Below are 18183 nucleotides of genomic sequence, written 5' to 3'. Positions count from 1 at the left end.
AGGTTAGCTCCGCCCTTTGGATTGACAAGGGAAAAACAGGGTGATATACTGAAAACATGGGAAAAACTCTCATAACTTCATTAAATACGGGAGGAGTAATGTATTATGAGAAACATTAAGAAATTTACAAAGATAACTGCCGGTATCATGAGTCTTGCACTGGCTCTTGGCACTGTAAGCTATCTGCCGCAGAACAGCTCAGGTATTTTTACCGCCAGCGCTCAGACAACACAACAGCAAACGTATGAGTACGAGCTGAAGAACATATGTATATACAATGCTTACGTTCAGGACGGAAAATTCCGCATTCACGCTGTTCCAAAGGTCGACGGCGTATATTCCACATGGTATCCGTCACGTTTACTGCATTTAATCGTTCCTGTCAAAGCCGGCAGTGAGGCCGACGCCGAGGAAAAGAAGAAAATTGTAAGAAACAGATCATTGATGAGCGAAATAAGCGAGGGTACTATCGTTACTCTGAAAATAAGATGTCAGAGAGAGTATCAGTCGCTCCGCGAAGCAGAGAATGAAGTCGATGAAAATTTCACAAGCAGGGAAAGTGAATATCTGATAGATGAAATAGTTTATGTCAAATCTCCGAGCGTTCACTTCTATGGAGATATAAACGATGACGGAACAGTGGATTCCTTTGATCTTATCGCTTACAGAAAATACCTTGCAGGCGGTTCGGAACAGGAGCTCACTAATGAAATGTTCCTCAATGCAGATATAAACAAGAATGATACTATCGACGCCGACGACCTTGCAAGAGTTACGGATTTTCTGCTTGGTGCAGCCGATAACTTCTACGGCAATGCTGTTATCGGAAGCGTAAGGCTCGACGATAAAGTTGATGTACTTGCGGAAGAGGGAAAGGTCACAGATGAGGATTTTGCAAAGGCTGAAATGAAGTTCGGCGTGGAACTGCTGAAAAAATGCTTCGACCCGACAAAGAGCGGCGAGGAAAATCTCCTTATCTCTCCGTTTTCCATTTCGTCTGCGCTTGCAATGACTGCAAACGGCGCTGACGGAAGTACAAAGGAGGAAATGGAAAAGGTACTCGGAAACGGTCTGACTATTGACGATATTAACGAGTATATGGCTTACTATGTGGCAAATCTCCCCGACAAGGAAAAGGAGAAGCTGTATGTTGCCAACTCCATATGGATAAGGGATGGGTTTGAGGTAAAAAATGATTTCCTCGAAGCGAACAAGAAGTACTACAACTCTGCTATATACAAGACTCCGTTTGACGAAAGCACCGTTAACGACGTCAACGGCTGGGTGGACAAGAACACAAAGGGCATGATACCTACTCTTCTTGGTCCTAACTCTCTTGATCCCGATGATCTGATGATGCTTATAAATGCTCTCTATTTCGAGGCTGAATGGGAGAAGCCTTACACAGAGAGCAGAGACGGCAAGTTCACCGATCTCAATGGTAAGGAGCATAATATACAGAGAATGAACAGTGAAGAGACAATGTACTTCGACCTCGGCGACGCAGACGCTTTCAAGAAGCCCTACATATACAACAATTACAGCTTCGTGGGAATACTCCCTAAGGAAAATGATATCGTACAGTATATCAAGGAGCTTGACGGCGAAAAGCTTGCAGAGGGGCTCAAGGAGTACGTTGATCCCGATACTATCGAGCTCAACGTAATGATACCGAAATTCAAGTACAATTATTCGAAGTCCCTCAAGGAAGTTCTCAGCAGTATGGGAATGAGCGAGGCTTTCACATCAAAAGCGGACTTCGGCAAGATGAGCGAGTCTGTAAACGGACCGCTCTATATCGACGATGTTTTCCATAAGACAAGGATAGAAGTCACCGAAAAGGGGACAAAGGCAGCTGCCGTAACTTACGTTATGATGATGGGCAATGCTGCACGCCCTCAGAAGGAAAAGAAATACATCGAGCTTGACAGACCTTTCATTTACATGATCGTTGACAAGAACAATGTTCCTGTATTCATAGGAGCAGCAACTATGCTCGACGAGAATCAAAGGTAAATACTCCATAAGCAAAAGATCCTGCGTTTATGTTTGGAAACGCGGGATCTTTTGCAGTTTACAGCAATTTTTGGCGTTAATGCCGCCAATTTCAGCAATAGTTCACTTGACTAATATTTCTTTACAAGTATAATAAAATTATATATAATATTTCATAAGGAGAGGAGTGATCTTTTGAGAAGGATAACTGGAAAAGTACTTTCTTTTGTTCTATCAGGAGCTTGTATTCTGGCAGCTTCCGCATTTACGTCTTATAATAAAGTGCCTATGACAGCGGCTGCAATGGATTATGAATTAATGGATTCGGTCAATGGTTATGATTATGAGATATGGCTGCAAAACGAAGTGGGCGATATCAGCTATGAAAATACGGATAATAACGGTTTCAGCTTCTCATGGGGCGATAATATAGAGGACACTTTGTGCATGAAGGGAAAAAAGTTTGAGGAGTCCGTAAATGCTTCCGATTTTTCCGATTATTACGTAAGCTATGACGCCGACCTGTATTTTAATAACAACAGCTATTTATACGTATACGGCACCATTAAGGACAGCAGAACGCAGTTCAGCATTATAGAAACATGGGGCAGCTGGAGACCGCCCGGAAATTACAACTATATAGCTAAAACCGAGATTGACGGCCGTACATATGAGCTTTATGATATAATCCGCGATCAGTATGGCTGTTTCAGCGAAACTCCCGAAAGAGCGTATCATGATATCATAAGCATATGCACTTCTGCAGAGGGAATGTGCAGAAAAGGAAGGCATCTGAACAATACTGTCAACATGAAGGAACATTTCAGGGCGTGGGAAGAAGCAGGCTTTGAACTCGGCGCCGTTGACAGAATAATGCTTGGCGTTAGCGGCTACCGCAGCGGCGGAGATATCAGCGTAAACTACTTGTATATGGGAGAAGAGCGGCCTGATATCGACCCTTCACAGATAAAAAGGCATACAGAGTATCTGAACATTAAGGAGAAGTTTTCATGTGACAGCTACAGCATGGAATCGGGAGATGTCAGGGACGGTCTACTGAACGATGACAAGGCGTTTGAGTCAGAAGAGGCAGTCATCAGCTCTGCAGAGGAGCTTAATGTGTTTCTGTCATGCTGCCTGAATGAAAAGGCTGCAAATGACTTTGCAGCAGCATACGATGACGACTTCTTTAATGACAATGTGTTGCTGCTGAAAACATTCCGTGACACGCATGACGGGCATATTGTCTATTATTATCTTAACAAGCTCTATTACAGGGACGGTAAGCTGAATGTGTTATTTACGTCTGTCATCAGAGCGTATTCGCAGCCATATGGCCTTGATATCCTGAAAATAGAGCTTCCGAGAGAGGACTACAGGGATACAGAGGTATTATGGGAAAATGCGGAGGAGCTTGAGACTTATACAAAACGTGTGACAATTATTGACGATATCACGGGAGAGCTTATTGATATTCCCGACGGAACGAATTTTTCAGATCTGTTTTCTGATAGTTTGCAGGAGACTATTACGCACTGTGAAGGCAATAATCCGTATTATCTGTGTTTTGATCACCCTTATATGCCGGATATTTACCTCAATCAGGATAAGCTTCCCGACGGATATGCTCCGTCTTTGGTCAATCCGAGGGAATGCAGGCGTTATTCAAATGATTCGGGAGAAATCACTTTCAGGGTGACAAGGATCGCAAACGGCGATATAAACGAGGACGGCGTCTGCAACATGGCGGATATCGTTGTATTTCAGAAGTGGCTGCTCGGCTCAAAAAATGCTTACCTTATGAACTGGAAAGCGGCAGACCTCTGCACGGACAACAAGCTCGATACTTTCGACCTCTGCCTTATGCGTAAAAAGATACTGGAGCAGTCCGCTGCCTCTGATGTGAAAAAGTACGAGATCAATGCAAAATACATAAAGGGCTCCGGAGTTTCCGAAAATATAGCATACCCTGCGGCAAAGCTCATAACAAGCGCGGAACAGCTTGAAAAGCAGCTCACTTCAAGGGAAAACAGCTTTATTTATGCCAGGGACTCCTATAAGGAGGCGATCGGAAAATATACCGATGAATGGTTCAGTGATCACAAGCTCCTTGATGTTATCCTCAGCGAGCCAAGCGGTTCGATAGAGGTCAAGGTCGTGGAATTTACCGGGTCGGCTGTTACAATATCGCGCTCATTCCCCGAGGTCATGACCGCTGATATGGCTGAGTGGCATATTCTTCTTGAGCTCGGCAAGGACGCTGAGATAAGCGATGACTTTAAAATAGAAACTGCCGAAGAGGAAGAAAAAACGATGAGGCCTGTTATTTTATCTGAAAAATGAGGTGAATGTCGACATGAAAAACAAGATCAGACACTTTTTATCACTGGTGACAGCCTGTATTGTCACAACGGCTTCATTGGCTTTGCTGCCTGCCGACGCAGTCGGAAATATTTTTGTTCCTGAAGCAGCAGGGGAGCAGAATGTGGGGATCGCAACGGGTGAGGATTCCTTTGCGGAGCATTACGAAGAACCGCGCTCGGACGCTGATTTTGAGCTGTGGAAAGCTGCTGGCGACGACGGAAAGCTGTCTTTTGATATTAACAGAAAAAACATGACATTCAGCTGTTCGTGGGAGGGTACAGATATTGCGGATTTTGAGGTCGGCTCTCACAACGAAGCCAATCTGGAGGACTTCAAGCGTTATTACATCGACTATACAGCTTCTGCGGAGACTGAGGGCGGATATGTTTTCCGCGCAAGGTTTGTGGGAGTTTTCAAACAGGTGGGATTAGCTGAGATATTTGTTGAGGAGTCATATTCCGGTATGAAGCTCCCCGGCGAGGAGTTCAGAACGGGTACCATAGCCGTAAACGGAGCAGAATACGATGTCTATCGTATACCTACAGAAAATGGGTCTGCTGATATTGTTTACATCATACGCAGGGAAAGCGTTGACCTTTCGGAGGAAACGAGCGGAAAGATCGACATAAAGGGCATTTGCGAAGAGCTTGATATCAAAAAGGTAATGGGTACAAGGCTCTGCGTCAGGGCGCTGGGCGAAAAGGGCTCTGTAAAGGTATCTCGCAACAGGATAGTTTCCATAGACGCTCCGCCGAGAATGACGGTTCCGAATTGCGAGAAAGAAAATAAGTATGTTTACTATGACGGGCTCAGGTACAGTTTCTGGCAGATCGACGATTATTCAAACGGCGAAATGACCGTATACAGTGACGGAAAAGCTGCCTGCGTGTACAATAATAACAGCGAATATTCAAATTGTCTGTTCCGTAAGGGCTGTGTGAACGAAAATATCCTGAATGCCCCGAATGCTCTGAAATGTACCGACTATGACAAGATAAATATCCGCTACAGAACGGATATTAAGGCAAAGGACGGCTATGCCGCAGGAGTTTACGGCTGGACTTACGATCAGACTGCGGAGTTTTATGTAGTTCAGTTCAGGAATTCCGACGATTTCGTCTCAGAAAAGGAATATATTGATACAGTTGAGATAGACGGAGTAAAATATGACCTGTATAAGGGCTACGCTGTTTCCATGTCTTTCGACTCGCCTCCCGTATATCAGTACTGGAGCGTTTCACAGGTACAGTTCAGTGACGCGGTTTACGGAGCTGCAGGCGAAGTCGATCTTCTCAAGCATTTTAAAGCCTGGGAAAAAGCGGGAGCAAGACTCGGAAAGCTTTATGAGACCGTTTCCTTTGCGGAGGTATTCGGCAAGGGTGCGGGCGAGATAATTCTTGAGGACGTCGATATTGACATAGAGTCTCCTGATGACAATGAGAACGTTCTCCTCGGCGGAGACGGCAATGTCAGCTATAAAAGGGACGGATATGACTACAGCGCTCAGTACGGCGGCGCACAAAGCGTACTGAAAAAGGACGGTACTATCGTATTCGATTACGACGGTGAAAAGCTTGCTTACGATTACATCAGCAAGATAAAAATGATAGACAAGGATAAAAAAATATACCTCGATAAGAAGGATAATGTCTGCATTGGCTATGCTGCCGATGTCAGCACCGAGGGCAATTATTACATCACAGGTCATGCCTGGATGAAACAGGCAGGCTATTACAGGGATATCCATTTGCAGGTGTTCGACAGTACAAGCATAGCCTATGTACCAAGCGACGCAAAGAAAATAGGCGAGACCAGGATCAACGACAAATGGTACGACCTGTATGTGCAGATGAAGCATATCCTTCCGCATACTATCAATGGCGATAATGTTGTGGACGAATATTACAGCGTATGCAGGGAGAACGACAAGAATCATTCCGGTGTGAGCGGTTATATCGACTTTGCAGCCCATGCAGCTGCTTTTAAGAAGGCAGGCTATAAACTGGGCTGTGTAAGCCAGGCTGCCGTTGGTATCGACATGACAGGACGCGGAAAGGGGACAGTATCCCTCCGTTTCAGCAATATAGAAGTATCAGAAGCTGAACCGGAAACATTCACTGAGGAGGACGTGGAGCTGTTCAGAAGCTTCCTGCTCGGTGAAGAATGTGACTTCGGCGACAGGGATTTTGACATCAACAGCGACGGAACATGGGACATTTACGACCTCATGGAGCTCAGAAAAGCCGTTTCTGCCGAAAAGACAGAGTAAAAACAGCAGTTTGCTCCTGAACTTGCAGTAACAGCTGAGCCCCGGGGCGATTCTGAGCGCTTCGGGGCTGTGTTTATGCTTTTTGCGAAAAAATGCTTGACTATTTCGACATTTTGTGAGATAATAAAGTGTATGTGATTTTCAGGAAAGAGAGTTGTAATATGAAAAAGATTATTTTAACATTTTTACTTTCTATGGTGCCCATTTTTGAGTTGAGAGGAGCTATCCCTGTTGGCGTTAGCATGGGCGTTAAGTGGTATTATGCGGTTATCATATGCCTTATCGGCAATATGATACCTGTTCCGTTTATATTCTTTTTTGCAAGAAAGATACTGGAATGGGGTTCGGACAAGCCTGTCATCGGCGGTTTCTTTTCATGGTGCCTGAAAAAGGGACATCACGGCGGAGAAAAGCTGAAGGAAAAGGCTGGAAAGGGAATGTTCTGGGCGCTTCTACTTTTTGTCGGCATTCCGCTTCCCGGTACCGGCGCATGGACAGGAACTCTTGCGGCAAGTCTTCTTGATCTTGACTTCAAGAAGAGTATTCTTGCGGTTTCTCTCGGAGTAGTTCTTGCTGCCATTATCATTACTGCGGCAACTCTTCTCGGAGTTAGTGCTTTCAGCGCGATAAAATAAAGTACATATTTGAAAAGCTTTGTCCAGCTTGTTTGGAATAAGGTTTATGCCGCAGTTTTACGCTGCGGCTTTTTTGTAACCGTGATCTCCTTTTTTTCATATTATAAAACGTGCGGAGGACTTCTGCACAGGTTCTCCGCGCAGAAAAGGAGGACTGAGTTATGAAGCTCGATCTTTTTGACGATATTGAGGAGATGATATTCCGCGAACGGGAAGCTCCTTTGAGTCCTGCAAATATGGACAGAAATAATAACATGAACGGCTCGGGGCAGATGTTCCCCGGGAATACGCCTCTGGCAATGGCTTACGTGCCGTTTCAGCAGTGGGGAGAGACCTACGACGACGATAAGGCGCTCAGCCGCGGTACATTGTTTCCGCCGCTTGATCTGCCGTTTACGGGAGGAGGCGACGGCAAATGAATGAGAAAAATATGCTTCTCAGCAAGATAAAAAAGTACGATTTCACTCTAAAGGAGATGAATCTGTACCTTGATACTCACCCTGAGTGCCGCCGCGCTCTCGCAATGTTCCGAAAGTACAGTGAACTGCGGAAAAATGCAGTTGACGAGTTTGTAAGGCGGTTCGGACCGCTGACGCCCGACCGTTCAACAGACGCCGAGCGCTGGACATGGATAGATGATCCGTGGCCGTGGGAAAGGAGATAAATTATGTGGCAGTATGAGAAAAAATTATCGTATCTATGTTGTACATAAGCGGATATGGCGGTATACAGGCTTTGATGACCACAGTGAAAAAGCCCTTTGCCGGTTTAGGCAAAGGGCTGAAAATGTGGCGCTTAATAAATTTGCCGATATGAGCAACAGGAAATTCGGTTATAGTCCGGAATAATACCTGATAAGTTCATCTGTACAGGCGGCTTTTGACATTGGTGCTGACTGCCATACAAGCTCGCCCTCACATTCAAGGCTGAGTACGTAGCCGTCGCACTGGTTCCAGCCGTATAATAGATAATCTCTGCCGTTATGGGAAAAGCTCAGCTCATCGTCCGAAATAACAGCTTTTCTAAGCTCATTTGCGCTCATAGTTCTGCTCCGTAAATTCTTTCAGTTTTTTCCTGAGATATTCATATCTCTCACGTTTTTCTGCTTTTGAGAAGTGGACTTCTCTGAACTGCTCGGGATTGTTGGTATAGTCCAGCTTTTCGCCGCCGAACTGCTCGCTGGTAAGGTCAAAGACTACATCTCCCACAACATTGTAGCAGTGATAGTTTCCTTTTCGTCTGAGGACTCCGTAAACCTTTCCGCCGAAGATATCCTGTGCTAAAAATGCGGTTATGGAGCACTGCCCGAGAGTGATATTATCCTTGCTCCATTTGAAGCGCAGACGTGGAGCACAGGTGTACTCGCACCATATCTCAGTAAGGGCGTCATATAGTTTCTGCGGAGTATCTATGCCCTTGAAGTCGTTATTGACCGGCGGTACCAAAGCGGTTTCCCAGCCGTAGAAATCATAGCTCATAATTCACCTCATATATACATTGCGTCCATTGCCGTAATATACTCAAGGGGCGGAACGAAAGTGCCCTTGTGGCGGTCGCCGCGATAGACTTCTCTGCCGTGCTTGTAGGCTATTACCTGCGCCATGGGGAACGGTATCCACACGCCGTCATCAAGGGGCTTTGTAGCGAAAATAATGCCGTTTTCAAGCCTTTTGAAGCACAGCGTATTTTTCAGATTCTTGTGTACATAGAGCATATCGCCGTCGTATATCATCAGATTCAGCTTGTTCCGCGGAGCGTTCTCCACTATGAAGCTGTTTACTGTCTCAAAGCGTTCACGCTCATTGGGAACAGCCCGTGAGATATGCTCGTTCATATAGTCGAGAAGCGAAAGAAAGAAGCGCTCGGAGTCCGTATCTCCCTGCTGTGCGGCAGAATACCGGTGATTATGCCTGCCGTTGAAGATAGTACCGTTGTGGATAAGAGTCCATTCTCTGCCCGAAATATCCTTTCCCGTGAATGGGTGGCAGTTGTTCTCGTTTATGGAGCCGACAGTGGCAAATCTTATATGTGCGAGAAGGTTTTTCTGCGGAGCAAGACTATCTATCATATCGCCGAGAAAAGAACTTTCAGCGGCGCAGACAGGCTCTTTCAGAATGACTCTGCCAGCATTTTCATACATCATTCCCCAGCCGTGAGGATTGCTTCTGCTGTGAGCAAAAAAACTGCGCAGATAGTCCGATATATCCGTATTTTTTTCTGAAGTGAAGCCCAGAAGCTCGCACATTTATTTCACCGCCTTGTCTGATCCTTAATTACTTTGCAGAAGCCGAAACAATTGAGGTTTTAAAATGATTTCTGCCGAGTATTTTTTCTTTCTCATATGCAATTATTTCAAGTGCTTTTTCGTTGTCCGAAAAATGCTTTTCCATTTCCTCGATTACTTCAAGTCCGCGCTCTAAAAGCTTTGTATCAGGTTCAAGAAGTGCCGCGTTTTTATGGTCGCGGACTGCCTTTTCCTGTAATTCAGGAGTGAAGTCGAAATCGGCCTGCGGGAGCAGATAAAGTATAAGCAGATGAGCAAATTCAAGGTCTCTGCTGTCGATTCCGAGAGATGCGGAGGGATTGAGGTCGAACATTCTCAGCTCGATATGGTCAACACCCTTTGACGCAAGATTTTCAAGGGTGTTCACGCCTTTTGGTTTAAGGCGTATGGGCAGGTACAGCTCGCTTGCGGAGTACAGCGAACCCGTCACGATATGCTTTTTGATACTGCCTGTGAAAGTCTTTAAGCTCCTGTGGTCAAGTATGGGCAGAAACTTGTTCCAGTAGCCCCGTTTGCTGTTTCGCAGGGACGAATACCCACTCATAATTATACCGCTTTTTCCGTCCTTGTCAAGTGAAGCGTCATAATAAGGACTCGCCGCCGTAAGCAGCACAAGCAGCCAGCTATGCACCATAAGCTGCTTGTAAAGTCTGAGGTAAAGCTCGTCGCGGAATGTATGGAAGTCCTCATTATTTGTATTGAGCTCACGGATATATTCCTCTGCGAATGAGAAATTGAAGTGAATACCCGAGAAAAGCATGAGCTTTTTGCCGTATTTCTGTTCAAGGACTTCACGGTACGCACGCTTTGAGGAATGGTCGCCTGTGAAGTCTGCAATGGGTATCTCGTCCTCACTGTCAAAGTGGGGAGGATTGCTGTAGAGCCATATGCTCTCGCCGTTTTTTGCAAGTTCCTTGCGGGCCATTCTATCGAGCTCAGCAAGAGCTTCAACAGCCTCGTCAACGCTGTGGCAGACGGGAGTTACAAGCTCCACCTGATTCTCGCAGAAATCACGGGTGATATGCTCGTCATTGCCGAAAGGGTGAGGAGTCTGAGCAAGTCTGCCCTGACCGTCCACGCGGAGAGTTTCGCGCTCAATGCCGAATTTACCGCTGTAATAATATTTACTTGTGATCATAAATATCACCTCAAATATCTGTAATTCTTACCTGCCGCACATTTTTTATCCTGCGAAGCCTGCGTGAAACAGCTTCATCTTCGGAAGCAGTCTCAAAGAGGATATCGGCAGTAAAATGCGAAACGAGGATATTCTTTTCGTCTGTCACTACATTGGCTGTATGAGTTATGATGTTGCCGTTCAGACGTCTGATGACGTTGGATATTTCACCGACAAGGCCTATTCTGTCAAGGGATATTACTTCAATTCTTTTCATATGATTCCTCCTGCAAATAAAAATAGCCTGCCTCCGCGGCAGACTGTTTGCTTACAGGCAGAAAAAGCCTATGACACAGAAAGCGCGGGGCTCGTTATACAAATATTCATTTTACACATATATACCTGCATAACAAACACCTCCGTCAATGCATACTGGTTTACTATGTTTATATTATACTATAATATGCATACTTTGTCAATATGATTTCTGTGAATTGGTTATTGACTTTTACTCTTAGCGGCTATATAATCATATTATAACAAGCTGCAAGCCTGCTGTTCCTCGTCGAAAAGCTCCGTTACAGACGGATCATCACCGCATATCGGACAGACCGGTACTCTTTTCGGCAGCTTTATCTTGCGCCATTCCATTTTAAGTCCGTCGAATATGAGCATACTGCCCGTGAGCAGTTCACCCTGACCTGTGATGTACTTCACGGCTTCAAGAGCCTGCATAGAGCCGATAATTCCTGCCATTGCACCTATGACTCCGGCTTCGCGGCAGCTGGGGACAGCGTCCTTCGGCGGCGGAGCTTCAAATATGCAGCGGTAGCAGGGACCTTTATCGGGGACGTATGTCATAAGCTGCCCCTCAAAGCGGAGTATGCCTGCGTGACAGAAGGGCTTGCGTCCAAGTACACAGGCGTCGTTTATGAGAAACTTCGTTGGGAAGTTGTCTGCGCCGTCGATGATGAAGTCGTAATCGGCTATCATAGCTGCGATATTTTTACTGTTTACGTATTCATGGTAAGTGATAACTTCAACATCGGGATTGAGCGCTTTTATAGTCTCTGCGGCGGACTGCACTTTGGTTTTGCCTACATCATTTGCAGTGTGGATTATCTGCCTTTGCAGGTTTGAAAGCTCCACCCTGTCACAGTCGGCAATGCCGATAGTTCCCACACCTGCGGCTGCAAGGTACATCGCGGCTGGTGCGCCGAGACCGCCTGCACCAATGATGAGCACCTTTGCGGCAAGCAGCTTTTTCTGCCCCTTTACGCCTATTTCTTTTAATGTGATGTGTCTCGAATAGCGTTCGAGCTGTTCGTCTGTTAAAGCCATTTTTGCCTCCCGAAAGGAATTTGATATGAAAAGTATAAATGCATCTGAACTCTCCGCTCTTGATACGGAAAAAGTGCTTCTTCTTGACATAAGAAGCCGAGAAGAATTTAAAAATAACGGTATAAAGGGCTCGGTAAATGTGCCCTTTGACGAGATATCTACGGGACTTTCAAAACTACCGAAAGACAAGCCCGTTTACGTTCTGTGCAGAACAGGCGACCTCAGCGGAGAAGTTGCCGAGATACTGGAAGACCGCGGATATGACGTTTACAATATCGAGGGTGGTCACGCTGCATATATCGTAAGTCTTGCAAGTACCGGGCTGTAAGCACAATTCCTACTTGTTTAATAAGTATAGCATATACAAATCAGCTTTTCAATAGAGTCGGATATAGCTTTTTTCTATAATCTGCAATGGATTTTTAGCATTGGACAAGCTTCTTTCTTCGTGATATAATAAAGTCACACCAAACGAAAGGAGCGGTGAAAATGAAAAACAGAATATCCTGTATGCTTGGTATGCTCCGCTCCATCGTCAGGGGGACAGACCGAATGTGCAGCACTGGACGATGTTAAAACGAAAACCAAATTTTAGCTGAAAGCATTTAGTGTATAACCTCCTAAAAAAATACATTAGAATGAAATGACAAAACAGCTTCTTCTACAGTGAAGAAGCTGTTTTTTTGCGTTGTTTTCTGACTATAATTTATACTGCATGAAGTTATTGTTCTTTGTGAATCCGAAATTTGTGTACAGCAGAACTCCCATATCCGAAGCTGTTATCTGAACGGTTCCGCAGCCGCGTTCCTTAGCTTCATTTACGACTCGTGAGAGGAGTTCCCTTGCTATGCCCTGTCTGCGGTAGCTTTTATCAGTGAACATACTGGAAAGAAGTCCTATCTTACCGCTTGGGCAGCCGAAATACGGCGGCTTTTCAACTATTGACATACCGCTTGTGCCGATGATTTTTTCTCCGTCTACAGCAAGCCACGAAACAAAGGTACCATCTGCCATGTGACGAGTGTAGTAGTCCTTCAGTGCAGGTCTCAGGTCGATATCCTCCTTTGCACCTTCCTCACGGAGTTGGTTTATACGCATTTCAATAAAGGTATCAAGTTCTTTTTCAGTCAGTTTTCTGTAGGAAACAGGCATATTTATCCCTCCAATGTGTTATTTCAAAGCTTTTCTCATAATAATTGCAGAACTAGACCGTGCATATTCCTTGAAGCCGTATTTCTCATAAAGGCGAAGCGGTCCTGTGAATGCAAGACTGCCGTTTTCGAGATTATCGCTCGGATAAGCTTCCACAAATGAGTATCCCTCATCAGCCGCGTCTTTGCATACCTGTGCCAGGAGCATTCCTGCAATGCCTCTGCCGCGATGATCGGGGGATATCTCAAAGCATACCACAGATTTGACAGAGCCCTTTTCAGAGCAGCCCAAAGGCGGTTCATCTTCGGGAATATTGTCCATATCAAATTCACCCACGCGGTAATAATTCATTCTGTCATTGGCGTTGCACCAGCCAACTGCAAGTTCATCATTATAGGCTAAATATCCTCGGATTATTCCGTTTTTCACCATATCCCATGCGGATTCACGCAGAACTCTTTTCCAGCCCTCAACACCATTTCCGTAGAGCTCCGAGCGAGCAAAAAGCTGTGTTTTTATCTGCTCCAGACTCATATTAAAAGCATTGCAGTAGCATGGATAAAAGGGCGAATCATCGGAAAATGCGCGGTTGTCAAAGAAATCAAAATAATCGTTTATCAATTCGGGAGTAAGTGCTTTTATTGTAATACTCATAATTATCTATCCTTATTTATTGTCCAGTAATTGTTATAGGCATAGTGATCGTTGGTGCCAATCAAAAGCTTTTCCGATTTAGTGAAGCCGAAGCTCTGAGCGGCATTGATACGTTCAACTGCATAGACAGGTACTTTGGTTATTATCTCATTGCAGTCGAACAGTTCATAAGCTGGGGGGATAAAAAGTTCAAAGAGATCACGCAATATATCCGATTTTTCATAGTTGCTCCTCACATCGAGACGGAGAACGCCTGCATGGTTGAAATCATCATCTGCAAACCTGTGGAACATCTCTATAGTACCAATTGCCTTTGAACAAGTCTTATCTATGATAGTCCAGCGTACAAACCATTTTGTTTCATAGGAACGCAGCCAGAAATCTATGGCATTTTTCATTCTGTCTGTATCGGGATAGTAGAAGTTATCCCCATCGCAGTTGTCACTGTTGAAAAAAGGCAGAGCGTTTTTATCGCTGTAAACTTCAAGAAGGTCATCTGTGTCTTCTTGTATTACAAATCTTAGTAAAAATCGGTTGCTTTCAAAAACAGGACAGTTTTCATATACGTTTTTCATTTTTCCCTCCAAAACAGTTTCTTAAGATGATGTCATAACTGATATCCAAGTTTCCATTAGGTTCGGGCGGTTTTATCTGCCTGCAATCAATAAACGGGACAACTGAAAAACTGTCCCGTTATTGAATAAGCTGAGAACAAACCATTTGTCAGAAAAACATTTTCCTGAGTTCAACAAGGTCGTAAATGTTGGTAATTCCGTCATTGTTGACGTCGTAGCTCTTGTTTACATGAGCTCTGACACCGAGGAGATATCCCTGCAGCTTATCAATATCCCCGATGGTGTATACATCTCTGCTGCCGTAATTTTTGTAAGGTTCAAGAGCGATATCGTTAATATGTGCATATCCTCTGCCCGTGCCGTATGCATGGACGAAAGCATATATTTCATCAAGCTTCGGCTCGCCTGCAAGTCCAGTTTCTTTCCATTTTTCAATGTGCTGTATCAAATCTGTCTCTGTTTTTTTCTCATCAGCGGGAACTAATTTGTTATTCAGTACGCTCCAGAACTGTTTTATGGACGTACCGTCTGCATTCAGCCTTTCGCTGGTATACAGAGAATAGGTGCAGCCGCATATATCGGCGTTGCCGGCAGGAACTGCGTTTTTAAGAAAATCCTCGCTGGCGGATTTGTTAACTATGTAGAATTCAGATCCCGAATCTTTAGTATGACCGTATATGCCTGCAAAATAACTATCGTCTGATACTATATACGTTCCAAGTGAAAAATATATGCTGTCATAGTCGTCAGTATTAACAGGCTCAGGGAGCTTTATGCCTTTCCTGAATACGGATTCTTCATTTTCACTTTGTTTTTCCCAAGAACATATTGCATTGTCAGAGACGTTTATTATCATATAGTTTAAGTCGGCTGAGCTGCTCGCAATTGAGTAATGGAAGCCGGACCTGTCGGTTTCATCATTTCCGCGGAGGTATTTGTCTTCTGTATATTTAGGGATAGTTATGTTGTTCCTTTCCACGCTGACTCCGCCGCTTTCACCGTAGGCATATACCATAAATTCAACTCCATATATGAATATCAGGTCGATGCCAAGTGCTTTTTCAAGCTTACGGAGCCATTTCGCAACGTCTGTATGACATTCTCCGCTGTAATTCCTGCGAGTATTGACTACCCATATCTGATCGGCTCTATATCCCTTGTACTGGTCTATTCCTTTCCTGGTGTATATTTCATAGCCGTCGATATTTGTCTTCAGAACAGCATCTTTCAGAAAGTTGAGGTCTTCGTAGTCCTCGATAATATAGACAAGACACGGCCCAAGTGCGCTATTGATCGAAGTATCTACAATTTCTCCTATGAAACAGGAGGAATTGCCTGTGGAATTATCCTTGTGCCATTTTGCATCAACAGTCAACGTGCGCTGCTTATTAAGTTCTGCTCTGCAGTTCAGACCCTTGCTGAAATAGATGGTACCTTTTGAATCCTCCCATTTGCAATCGAATCTTCCACCGCCGTTCATGTTCATATTAAAACGGCCGTTATCAGTATTGAAGTTTGACACAGTGCAGTTGTATGCGCCGTCCTTTTTATAATCGCTTTTATCAGTGCTGAATCTTTCGGATATTTCATTTTTTGACATTACTTCAGCGGTAAATCCCGCACTTTTTATTTCAGCGCTGCCCTTTGAAGCCTTTCCTCCGGTTATTACGTTTATTCTGTCAGCATTGCCGAATTCGGCTCCAAAATCTTCACATCTGAAAATCTGAGTCTGAAGATCAACCTCTGTGCTGTATTCTTTTCCTCGTTTGCCAAGACTCGAATCGCTGATACACCAGTAGCTCCTGCCGCTCCAGCCTGTCAGCTCATCGGTGCTGTCAGATGCGTAAATATTATAATATTCAACTTCGGACGCATTGCTTGGATTGCTATAGCCTCCTATATATTCCATTTCCTTGAAAAAGCTGTTGTCTGTATAGACGTCTATGATATACAGCCTATCACCGAAGTCCGGAATGAACTCAACGCCTGTATACGCTATGCCGTCTGAAGTCAGTGAGCCCGAATAATTGACCTTCATCTCGCTGAACCAGCTTGCTGCGTAATCTTTTTCCGTTTCAATGCCTTTGCGGAAGATAAAACTGCCATTTTCGTCCCATTCGCAGCTATATCCGTTGTTATCGCCGTCGTTCAGCGATATGGAGCCGTTGCTGTCGCCCTCGTGCCATGCTTCACTGGTAAGAGCCTTTTCTTCGCAGTTTTCTTCATTTCCAGCCGCTGTTGCAGATGCTGCTAACGATACGGCTGTCATCACGGAAGCAGCAAATACTGTAAAAACACGCTTCAAACCTTTTATCATAACTATAAACCTCCCTTGAAAAGTATTTGCTGTACTATTATTCTATACCGTTTTATCAAAAAATGTCAAGGCTTTTATTGTTTTGTGGCAAATAATACAACAGAGGCGGATATTGCTCCTTCATAATATATGAGCTGATGTCCTGGAAAAGCTTTCGTTCATCAGCAATGCTGACTTCAATTTTCACAGCTCCTGCTCTCAGTAACAACTGATGCAGTATTTTCAAATATTTTGCTATGCCCTGCGGCGAACGGAAATGCCTATAAGCAACGTCCATGATGATTATAGGAAAATATTCGATGAAAAAAATTTTTTCAAAATCTGTTACACTTTGAAAGTCACGTGCGTTACTATAAGTGATGCAGCTTTTGCATTTACATTTATCCCAAAAAGCGGCAAGGCCTGTGACATGGTGGTTGGTCATGGCGAAAAGCAAACGGGACAATGCTTTTTATTGCTGTTTTTGGAGGTATAAATGCAATAGCCTTCATAATAAAACATGATTGGGAACGGGCAGGAGATATAAGCCCTGTTTCATAGCAGTACACTAAAAATATTATGGGGGGGTGAATTTTAAACATCTGCGGCAGACAGTAATTCTGCATTGCATTCAGTACAGAAGAGGAAAGGGATCATAACTTTTAAACTTTGTAAGTGATAAATTAGGACACCATATCCAAAACAGCTTAAAATCGGTAAAATAACAATGATGTTTGAAATGACCGAAAGGACGGATTATGATGATTGATGCACTTTACAACTATCGCCAGGGTGATATTCACTCTGCTGAGTTCTCGGACGAGTTTAACAAGCTCTGCATACCCTTTGAGGAGTCGCTGACCGAAGCCCAGCTCACTACCTTCCACAAGCTCCTCGACTGCGTGAGCGATACTGCCGCTGCTGAGATGAGAGCTGCTTACAAGGTCGGGTTCAAGGACAGCGTGGCTTTGATGAAGGAACTTCAGGACTAATTATTATAAAATGCAAGACTAAAGAGATATGTCATCCATGAGATGGCATATCTCTTATTCTTTGAGGGAAACCACTGACCAAATAGCCTGTATAGTTACATCTCTGAAAAGTAGGGCGGTATGCACAAATTCCGAAAACGCTATCGGCATTTTGCTGAACAATGTGCCAAAGTCGTTGTTTTTTACCGCAAGGTATTGACAAATCTGTTTTCACTGTGTATAATGGATATATAATAATTCTATTCCAGAAAAGGAGTAAAAAATATGCGGCAAGGTATTCTTAAATAAAACTATAATCAAATAGTGGGAACAAAGGATTATGATAGTCCCTTTTGTAGGGGCTTAGTTTTTTGTACCCAATTTAAGAATACTTTTGCCTTATCAATTTTGACATATCCCCAAAAACAGCACTCACAAACAGGTGTATGCTGTATATGTGTATGTCCGCAAATTATCATCCCCAGTGGTAAAAGTATTTTACTGCTGGGGATTTTTATGCCCTTCGGGGC

General features: G+C 44.2%; 19 protein-coding genes. 8 read left to right on the top strand and 11 right to left on the bottom strand.

Features of this window, described 5'->3' with window-relative positions; genetic code table 11:
- Positions 1–105 precede the first annotated feature (105 nt).
- The 6 genes from IKW96_RS11080 to IKW96_RS11055 all read left to right on the top strand — a co-directional run bounded on the left by IKW96_RS11080 (position 106) and on the right by IKW96_RS11055 (position 7927).
- Positions 106–2016 carry a serpin family protein gene (locus tag IKW96_RS11080; protein ID WP_296574598.1) on the top strand — a complete coding sequence of 637 codons (1911 nt, stop codon included), beginning with the start codon at positions 106–108 and terminating at the stop codon, positions 2014–2016.
- 174 nt (positions 2017–2190) lie between these two features.
- The gene (locus IKW96_RS11075; protein ID WP_296574595.1) at positions 2191–4338 is read left to right on the top strand and encodes a glycoside hydrolase family 11 protein; all 2148 of its coding nucleotides are present in this window, start codon (positions 2191–2193) and stop codon (positions 4336–4338) included.
- 13 nt (positions 4339–4351) lie between these two features.
- Complete coding sequence (locus tag IKW96_RS11070) at positions 4352–6628, top strand: glycoside hydrolase family 11 protein (RefSeq protein ID WP_296574592.1); 2277 nt, start codon at positions 4352–4354, stop codon at positions 6626–6628.
- Positions 6629–6789: 161 nt separating this feature from the next.
- Positions 6790–7263: a small multi-drug export protein gene (locus IKW96_RS11065; protein ID WP_295092845.1), complete on the top strand. Its 474-nt coding sequence runs from the start codon at positions 6790–6792 to the stop codon at positions 7261–7263.
- Between the two features lie 161 nt (positions 7264–7424).
- The gene (locus tag IKW96_RS11060; protein WP_296574588.1) at positions 7425–7682 is read left to right on the top strand and encodes a spore coat associated protein CotJA; all 258 of its coding nucleotides are present in this window, start codon (positions 7425–7427) and stop codon (positions 7680–7682) included.
- Positions 7679–7927 (top strand): spore coat protein CotJB, encoded by a 249-nt coding sequence (locus tag IKW96_RS11055; RefSeq protein ID WP_296574586.1) that lies wholly within the window; start codon positions 7679–7681, stop codon positions 7925–7927. Before IKW96_RS11060 ends, IKW96_RS11055 begins: the two co-directional genes overlap by 4 nt.
- Before the next feature lie 168 nt (positions 7928–8095).
- Here IKW96_RS11055 and IKW96_RS11050 read toward each other — a convergent pair whose 3' ends face one another.
- The 6 genes from IKW96_RS11050 to IKW96_RS11025 form a co-directional block, all read right to left on the bottom strand.
- Positions 8096–8305, bottom strand: coding sequence for a hypothetical protein (locus IKW96_RS11050; RefSeq protein WP_296574583.1), 210 nt, complete (start codon positions 8303–8305; stop codon positions 8096–8098).
- On the bottom strand, positions 8292–8741 hold the full coding sequence (locus IKW96_RS11045; RefSeq protein WP_296574580.1) for a hypothetical protein: 450 nt from the start codon (positions 8739–8741) through the stop codon (positions 8292–8294). Before IKW96_RS11045 ends, IKW96_RS11050 begins: the two co-directional genes overlap by 14 nt.
- An 8-nt stretch (positions 8742–8749) precedes the next feature.
- Positions 8750–9508 (bottom strand): class II glutamine amidotransferase, encoded by a 759-nt coding sequence (locus tag IKW96_RS11040; RefSeq protein WP_296574577.1) that lies wholly within the window; start codon positions 9506–9508, stop codon positions 8750–8752.
- A 28-nt stretch (positions 9509–9536) separates the two neighbouring features.
- Entirely contained in the window at positions 9537–10685 is a 1149-nt protein-coding gene (locus tag IKW96_RS11035; protein ID WP_296574573.1) for a glutathione synthase, read from the bottom strand.
- A gap of 10 nt (positions 10686–10695) precedes the next feature.
- Positions 10696–10941 carry a hypothetical protein gene (locus tag IKW96_RS11030; protein WP_296574569.1) on the bottom strand — a complete coding sequence of 82 codons (246 nt, stop codon included), beginning with the start codon at positions 10939–10941 and terminating at the stop codon, positions 10696–10698.
- A gap of 257 nt (positions 10942–11198) precedes the next feature.
- Positions 11199–12005, bottom strand: coding sequence for a molybdopterin-synthase adenylyltransferase MoeB (locus IKW96_RS11025; RefSeq protein ID WP_296574566.1), 807 nt, complete (start codon positions 12003–12005; stop codon positions 11199–11201).
- 25 nt (positions 12006–12030) lie between these two features.
- Between IKW96_RS11025 and IKW96_RS11020 the strand changes: the two genes are divergently transcribed.
- The gene (locus IKW96_RS11020; protein ID WP_296574563.1) at positions 12031–12333 is read left to right on the top strand and encodes a rhodanese-like domain-containing protein; all 303 of its coding nucleotides are present in this window, start codon (positions 12031–12033) and stop codon (positions 12331–12333) included.
- A gap of 371 nt (positions 12334–12704) precedes the next feature.
- On the opposite strand, the gene IKW96_RS11015 is transcribed toward IKW96_RS11020, so the two are convergent.
- The 4 genes from IKW96_RS11015 to IKW96_RS11000 form a co-directional block, all read right to left on the bottom strand.
- Positions 12705–13157, bottom strand: coding sequence for a GNAT family N-acetyltransferase (locus IKW96_RS11015; protein WP_296574560.1), 453 nt, complete (start codon positions 13155–13157; stop codon positions 12705–12707).
- An 18-nt stretch (positions 13158–13175) separates the two neighbouring features.
- Entirely contained in the window at positions 13176–13811 is a 636-nt protein-coding gene (locus IKW96_RS11010) for a GNAT family N-acetyltransferase (RefSeq protein WP_296574557.1), read from the bottom strand.
- A 2-nt stretch (positions 13812–13813) separates the two neighbouring features.
- The gene (locus tag IKW96_RS11005) at positions 13814–14386 is read right to left on the bottom strand and encodes an N-acetyltransferase (protein ID WP_296574554.1); all 573 of its coding nucleotides are present in this window, start codon (positions 14384–14386) and stop codon (positions 13814–13816) included.
- Between the two features lie 148 nt (positions 14387–14534).
- On the bottom strand, positions 14535–16703 hold the full coding sequence (locus IKW96_RS11000) for a glycoside hydrolase family 11 protein (protein ID WP_296574551.1): 2169 nt from the start codon (positions 16701–16703) through the stop codon (positions 14535–14537).
- A gap of 740 nt (positions 16704–17443) precedes the next feature.
- Between IKW96_RS11000 and IKW96_RS10995 the strand changes: the two genes are divergently transcribed.
- Positions 17444–17674: a hypothetical protein gene (locus IKW96_RS10995; protein ID WP_173375386.1), complete on the top strand. Its 231-nt coding sequence runs from the start codon at positions 17444–17446 to the stop codon at positions 17672–17674.
- Between the two features lie 317 nt (positions 17675–17991).
- On the opposite strand, the gene IKW96_RS10990 is transcribed toward IKW96_RS10995, so the two are convergent.
- Positions 17992–18183: hypothetical protein (locus IKW96_RS10990; protein WP_296574546.1), on the bottom strand; the 192-nt coding region annotated here is incomplete at its 5' end.

The organism is Ruminococcus sp. (genome assembly GCF_017549005.1).
In the GTDB taxonomy this organism is placed as follows: domain Bacteria; phylum Bacillota; class Clostridia; order Oscillospirales; family Ruminococcaceae; genus Ruminococcus.
The sequence above is the reverse complement of the archived record's forward strand: the minus strand, read 5'-3'. Positions and strand labels throughout refer to the sequence as shown.

What these genes read in the sequence shown, in the direction of transcription:
- IKW96_RS11020 (WP_296574563.1), top strand. Translation starts at nt 12,031, where the DNA reads ATGAAAAGTATAAATGCATCTGAACTCTCCGCTCTTGATACGGAAAAA.
- IKW96_RS11015 (WP_296574560.1), bottom strand. Translation starts at nt 13,157, where the DNA reads ATGCCTGTTTCCTACAGAAAACTGACTGAAAAAGAACTTGATACCTTT.
- IKW96_RS11000 (WP_296574551.1), bottom strand. Translation starts at nt 16,703, where the DNA reads ATGATAAAAGGTTTGAAGCGTGTTTTTACAGTATTTGCTGCTTCCGTG.
- IKW96_RS11050 (WP_296574583.1), bottom strand. Translation starts at nt 8,305, where the DNA reads ATGAGCGCAAATGAGCTTAGAAAAGCTGTTATTTCGGACGATGAGCTG.
- IKW96_RS11060 (WP_296574588.1), top strand. Translation starts at nt 7,425, where the DNA reads ATGAAGCTCGATCTTTTTGACGATATTGAGGAGATGATATTCCGCGAA.
- IKW96_RS11065 (WP_295092845.1), top strand. Translation starts at nt 6,790, where the DNA reads ATGAAAAAGATTATTTTAACATTTTTACTTTCTATGGTGCCCATTTTT.
- IKW96_RS11010 (WP_296574557.1), bottom strand. Translation starts at nt 13,811, where the DNA reads ATGAGTATTACAATAAAAGCACTTACTCCCGAATTGATAAACGATTAT.
- IKW96_RS10995 (WP_173375386.1), top strand. Translation starts at nt 17,444, where the DNA reads ATGATTGATGCACTTTACAACTATCGCCAGGGTGATATTCACTCTGCT.
- IKW96_RS11070 (WP_296574592.1), top strand. Translation starts at nt 4,352, where the DNA reads ATGAAAAACAAGATCAGACACTTTTTATCACTGGTGACAGCCTGTATT.
- IKW96_RS11045 (WP_296574580.1), bottom strand. Translation starts at nt 8,741, where the DNA reads ATGAGCTATGATTTCTACGGCTGGGAAACCGCTTTGGTACCGCCGGTC.
- IKW96_RS11035 (WP_296574573.1), bottom strand. Translation starts at nt 10,685, where the DNA reads ATGATCACAAGTAAATATTATTACAGCGGTAAATTCGGCATTGAGCGC.
- IKW96_RS11080 (WP_296574598.1), top strand. Translation starts at nt 106, where the DNA reads ATGAGAAACATTAAGAAATTTACAAAGATAACTGCCGGTATCATGAGT.
- IKW96_RS11025 (WP_296574566.1), bottom strand. Translation starts at nt 12,005, where the DNA reads ATGGCTTTAACAGACGAACAGCTCGAACGCTATTCGAGACACATCACA.
- IKW96_RS11040 (WP_296574577.1), bottom strand. Translation starts at nt 9,508, where the DNA reads ATGTGCGAGCTTCTGGGCTTCACTTCAGAAAAAAATACGGATATATCG.
- IKW96_RS11005 (WP_296574554.1), bottom strand. Translation starts at nt 14,386, where the DNA reads ATGAAAAACGTATATGAAAACTGTCCTGTTTTTGAAAGCAACCGATTT.
- IKW96_RS11055 (WP_296574586.1), top strand. Translation starts at nt 7,679, where the DNA reads ATGAATGAGAAAAATATGCTTCTCAGCAAGATAAAAAAGTACGATTTC.
- IKW96_RS11030 (WP_296574569.1), bottom strand. Translation starts at nt 10,941, where the DNA reads ATGAAAAGAATTGAAGTAATATCCCTTGACAGAATAGGCCTTGTCGGT.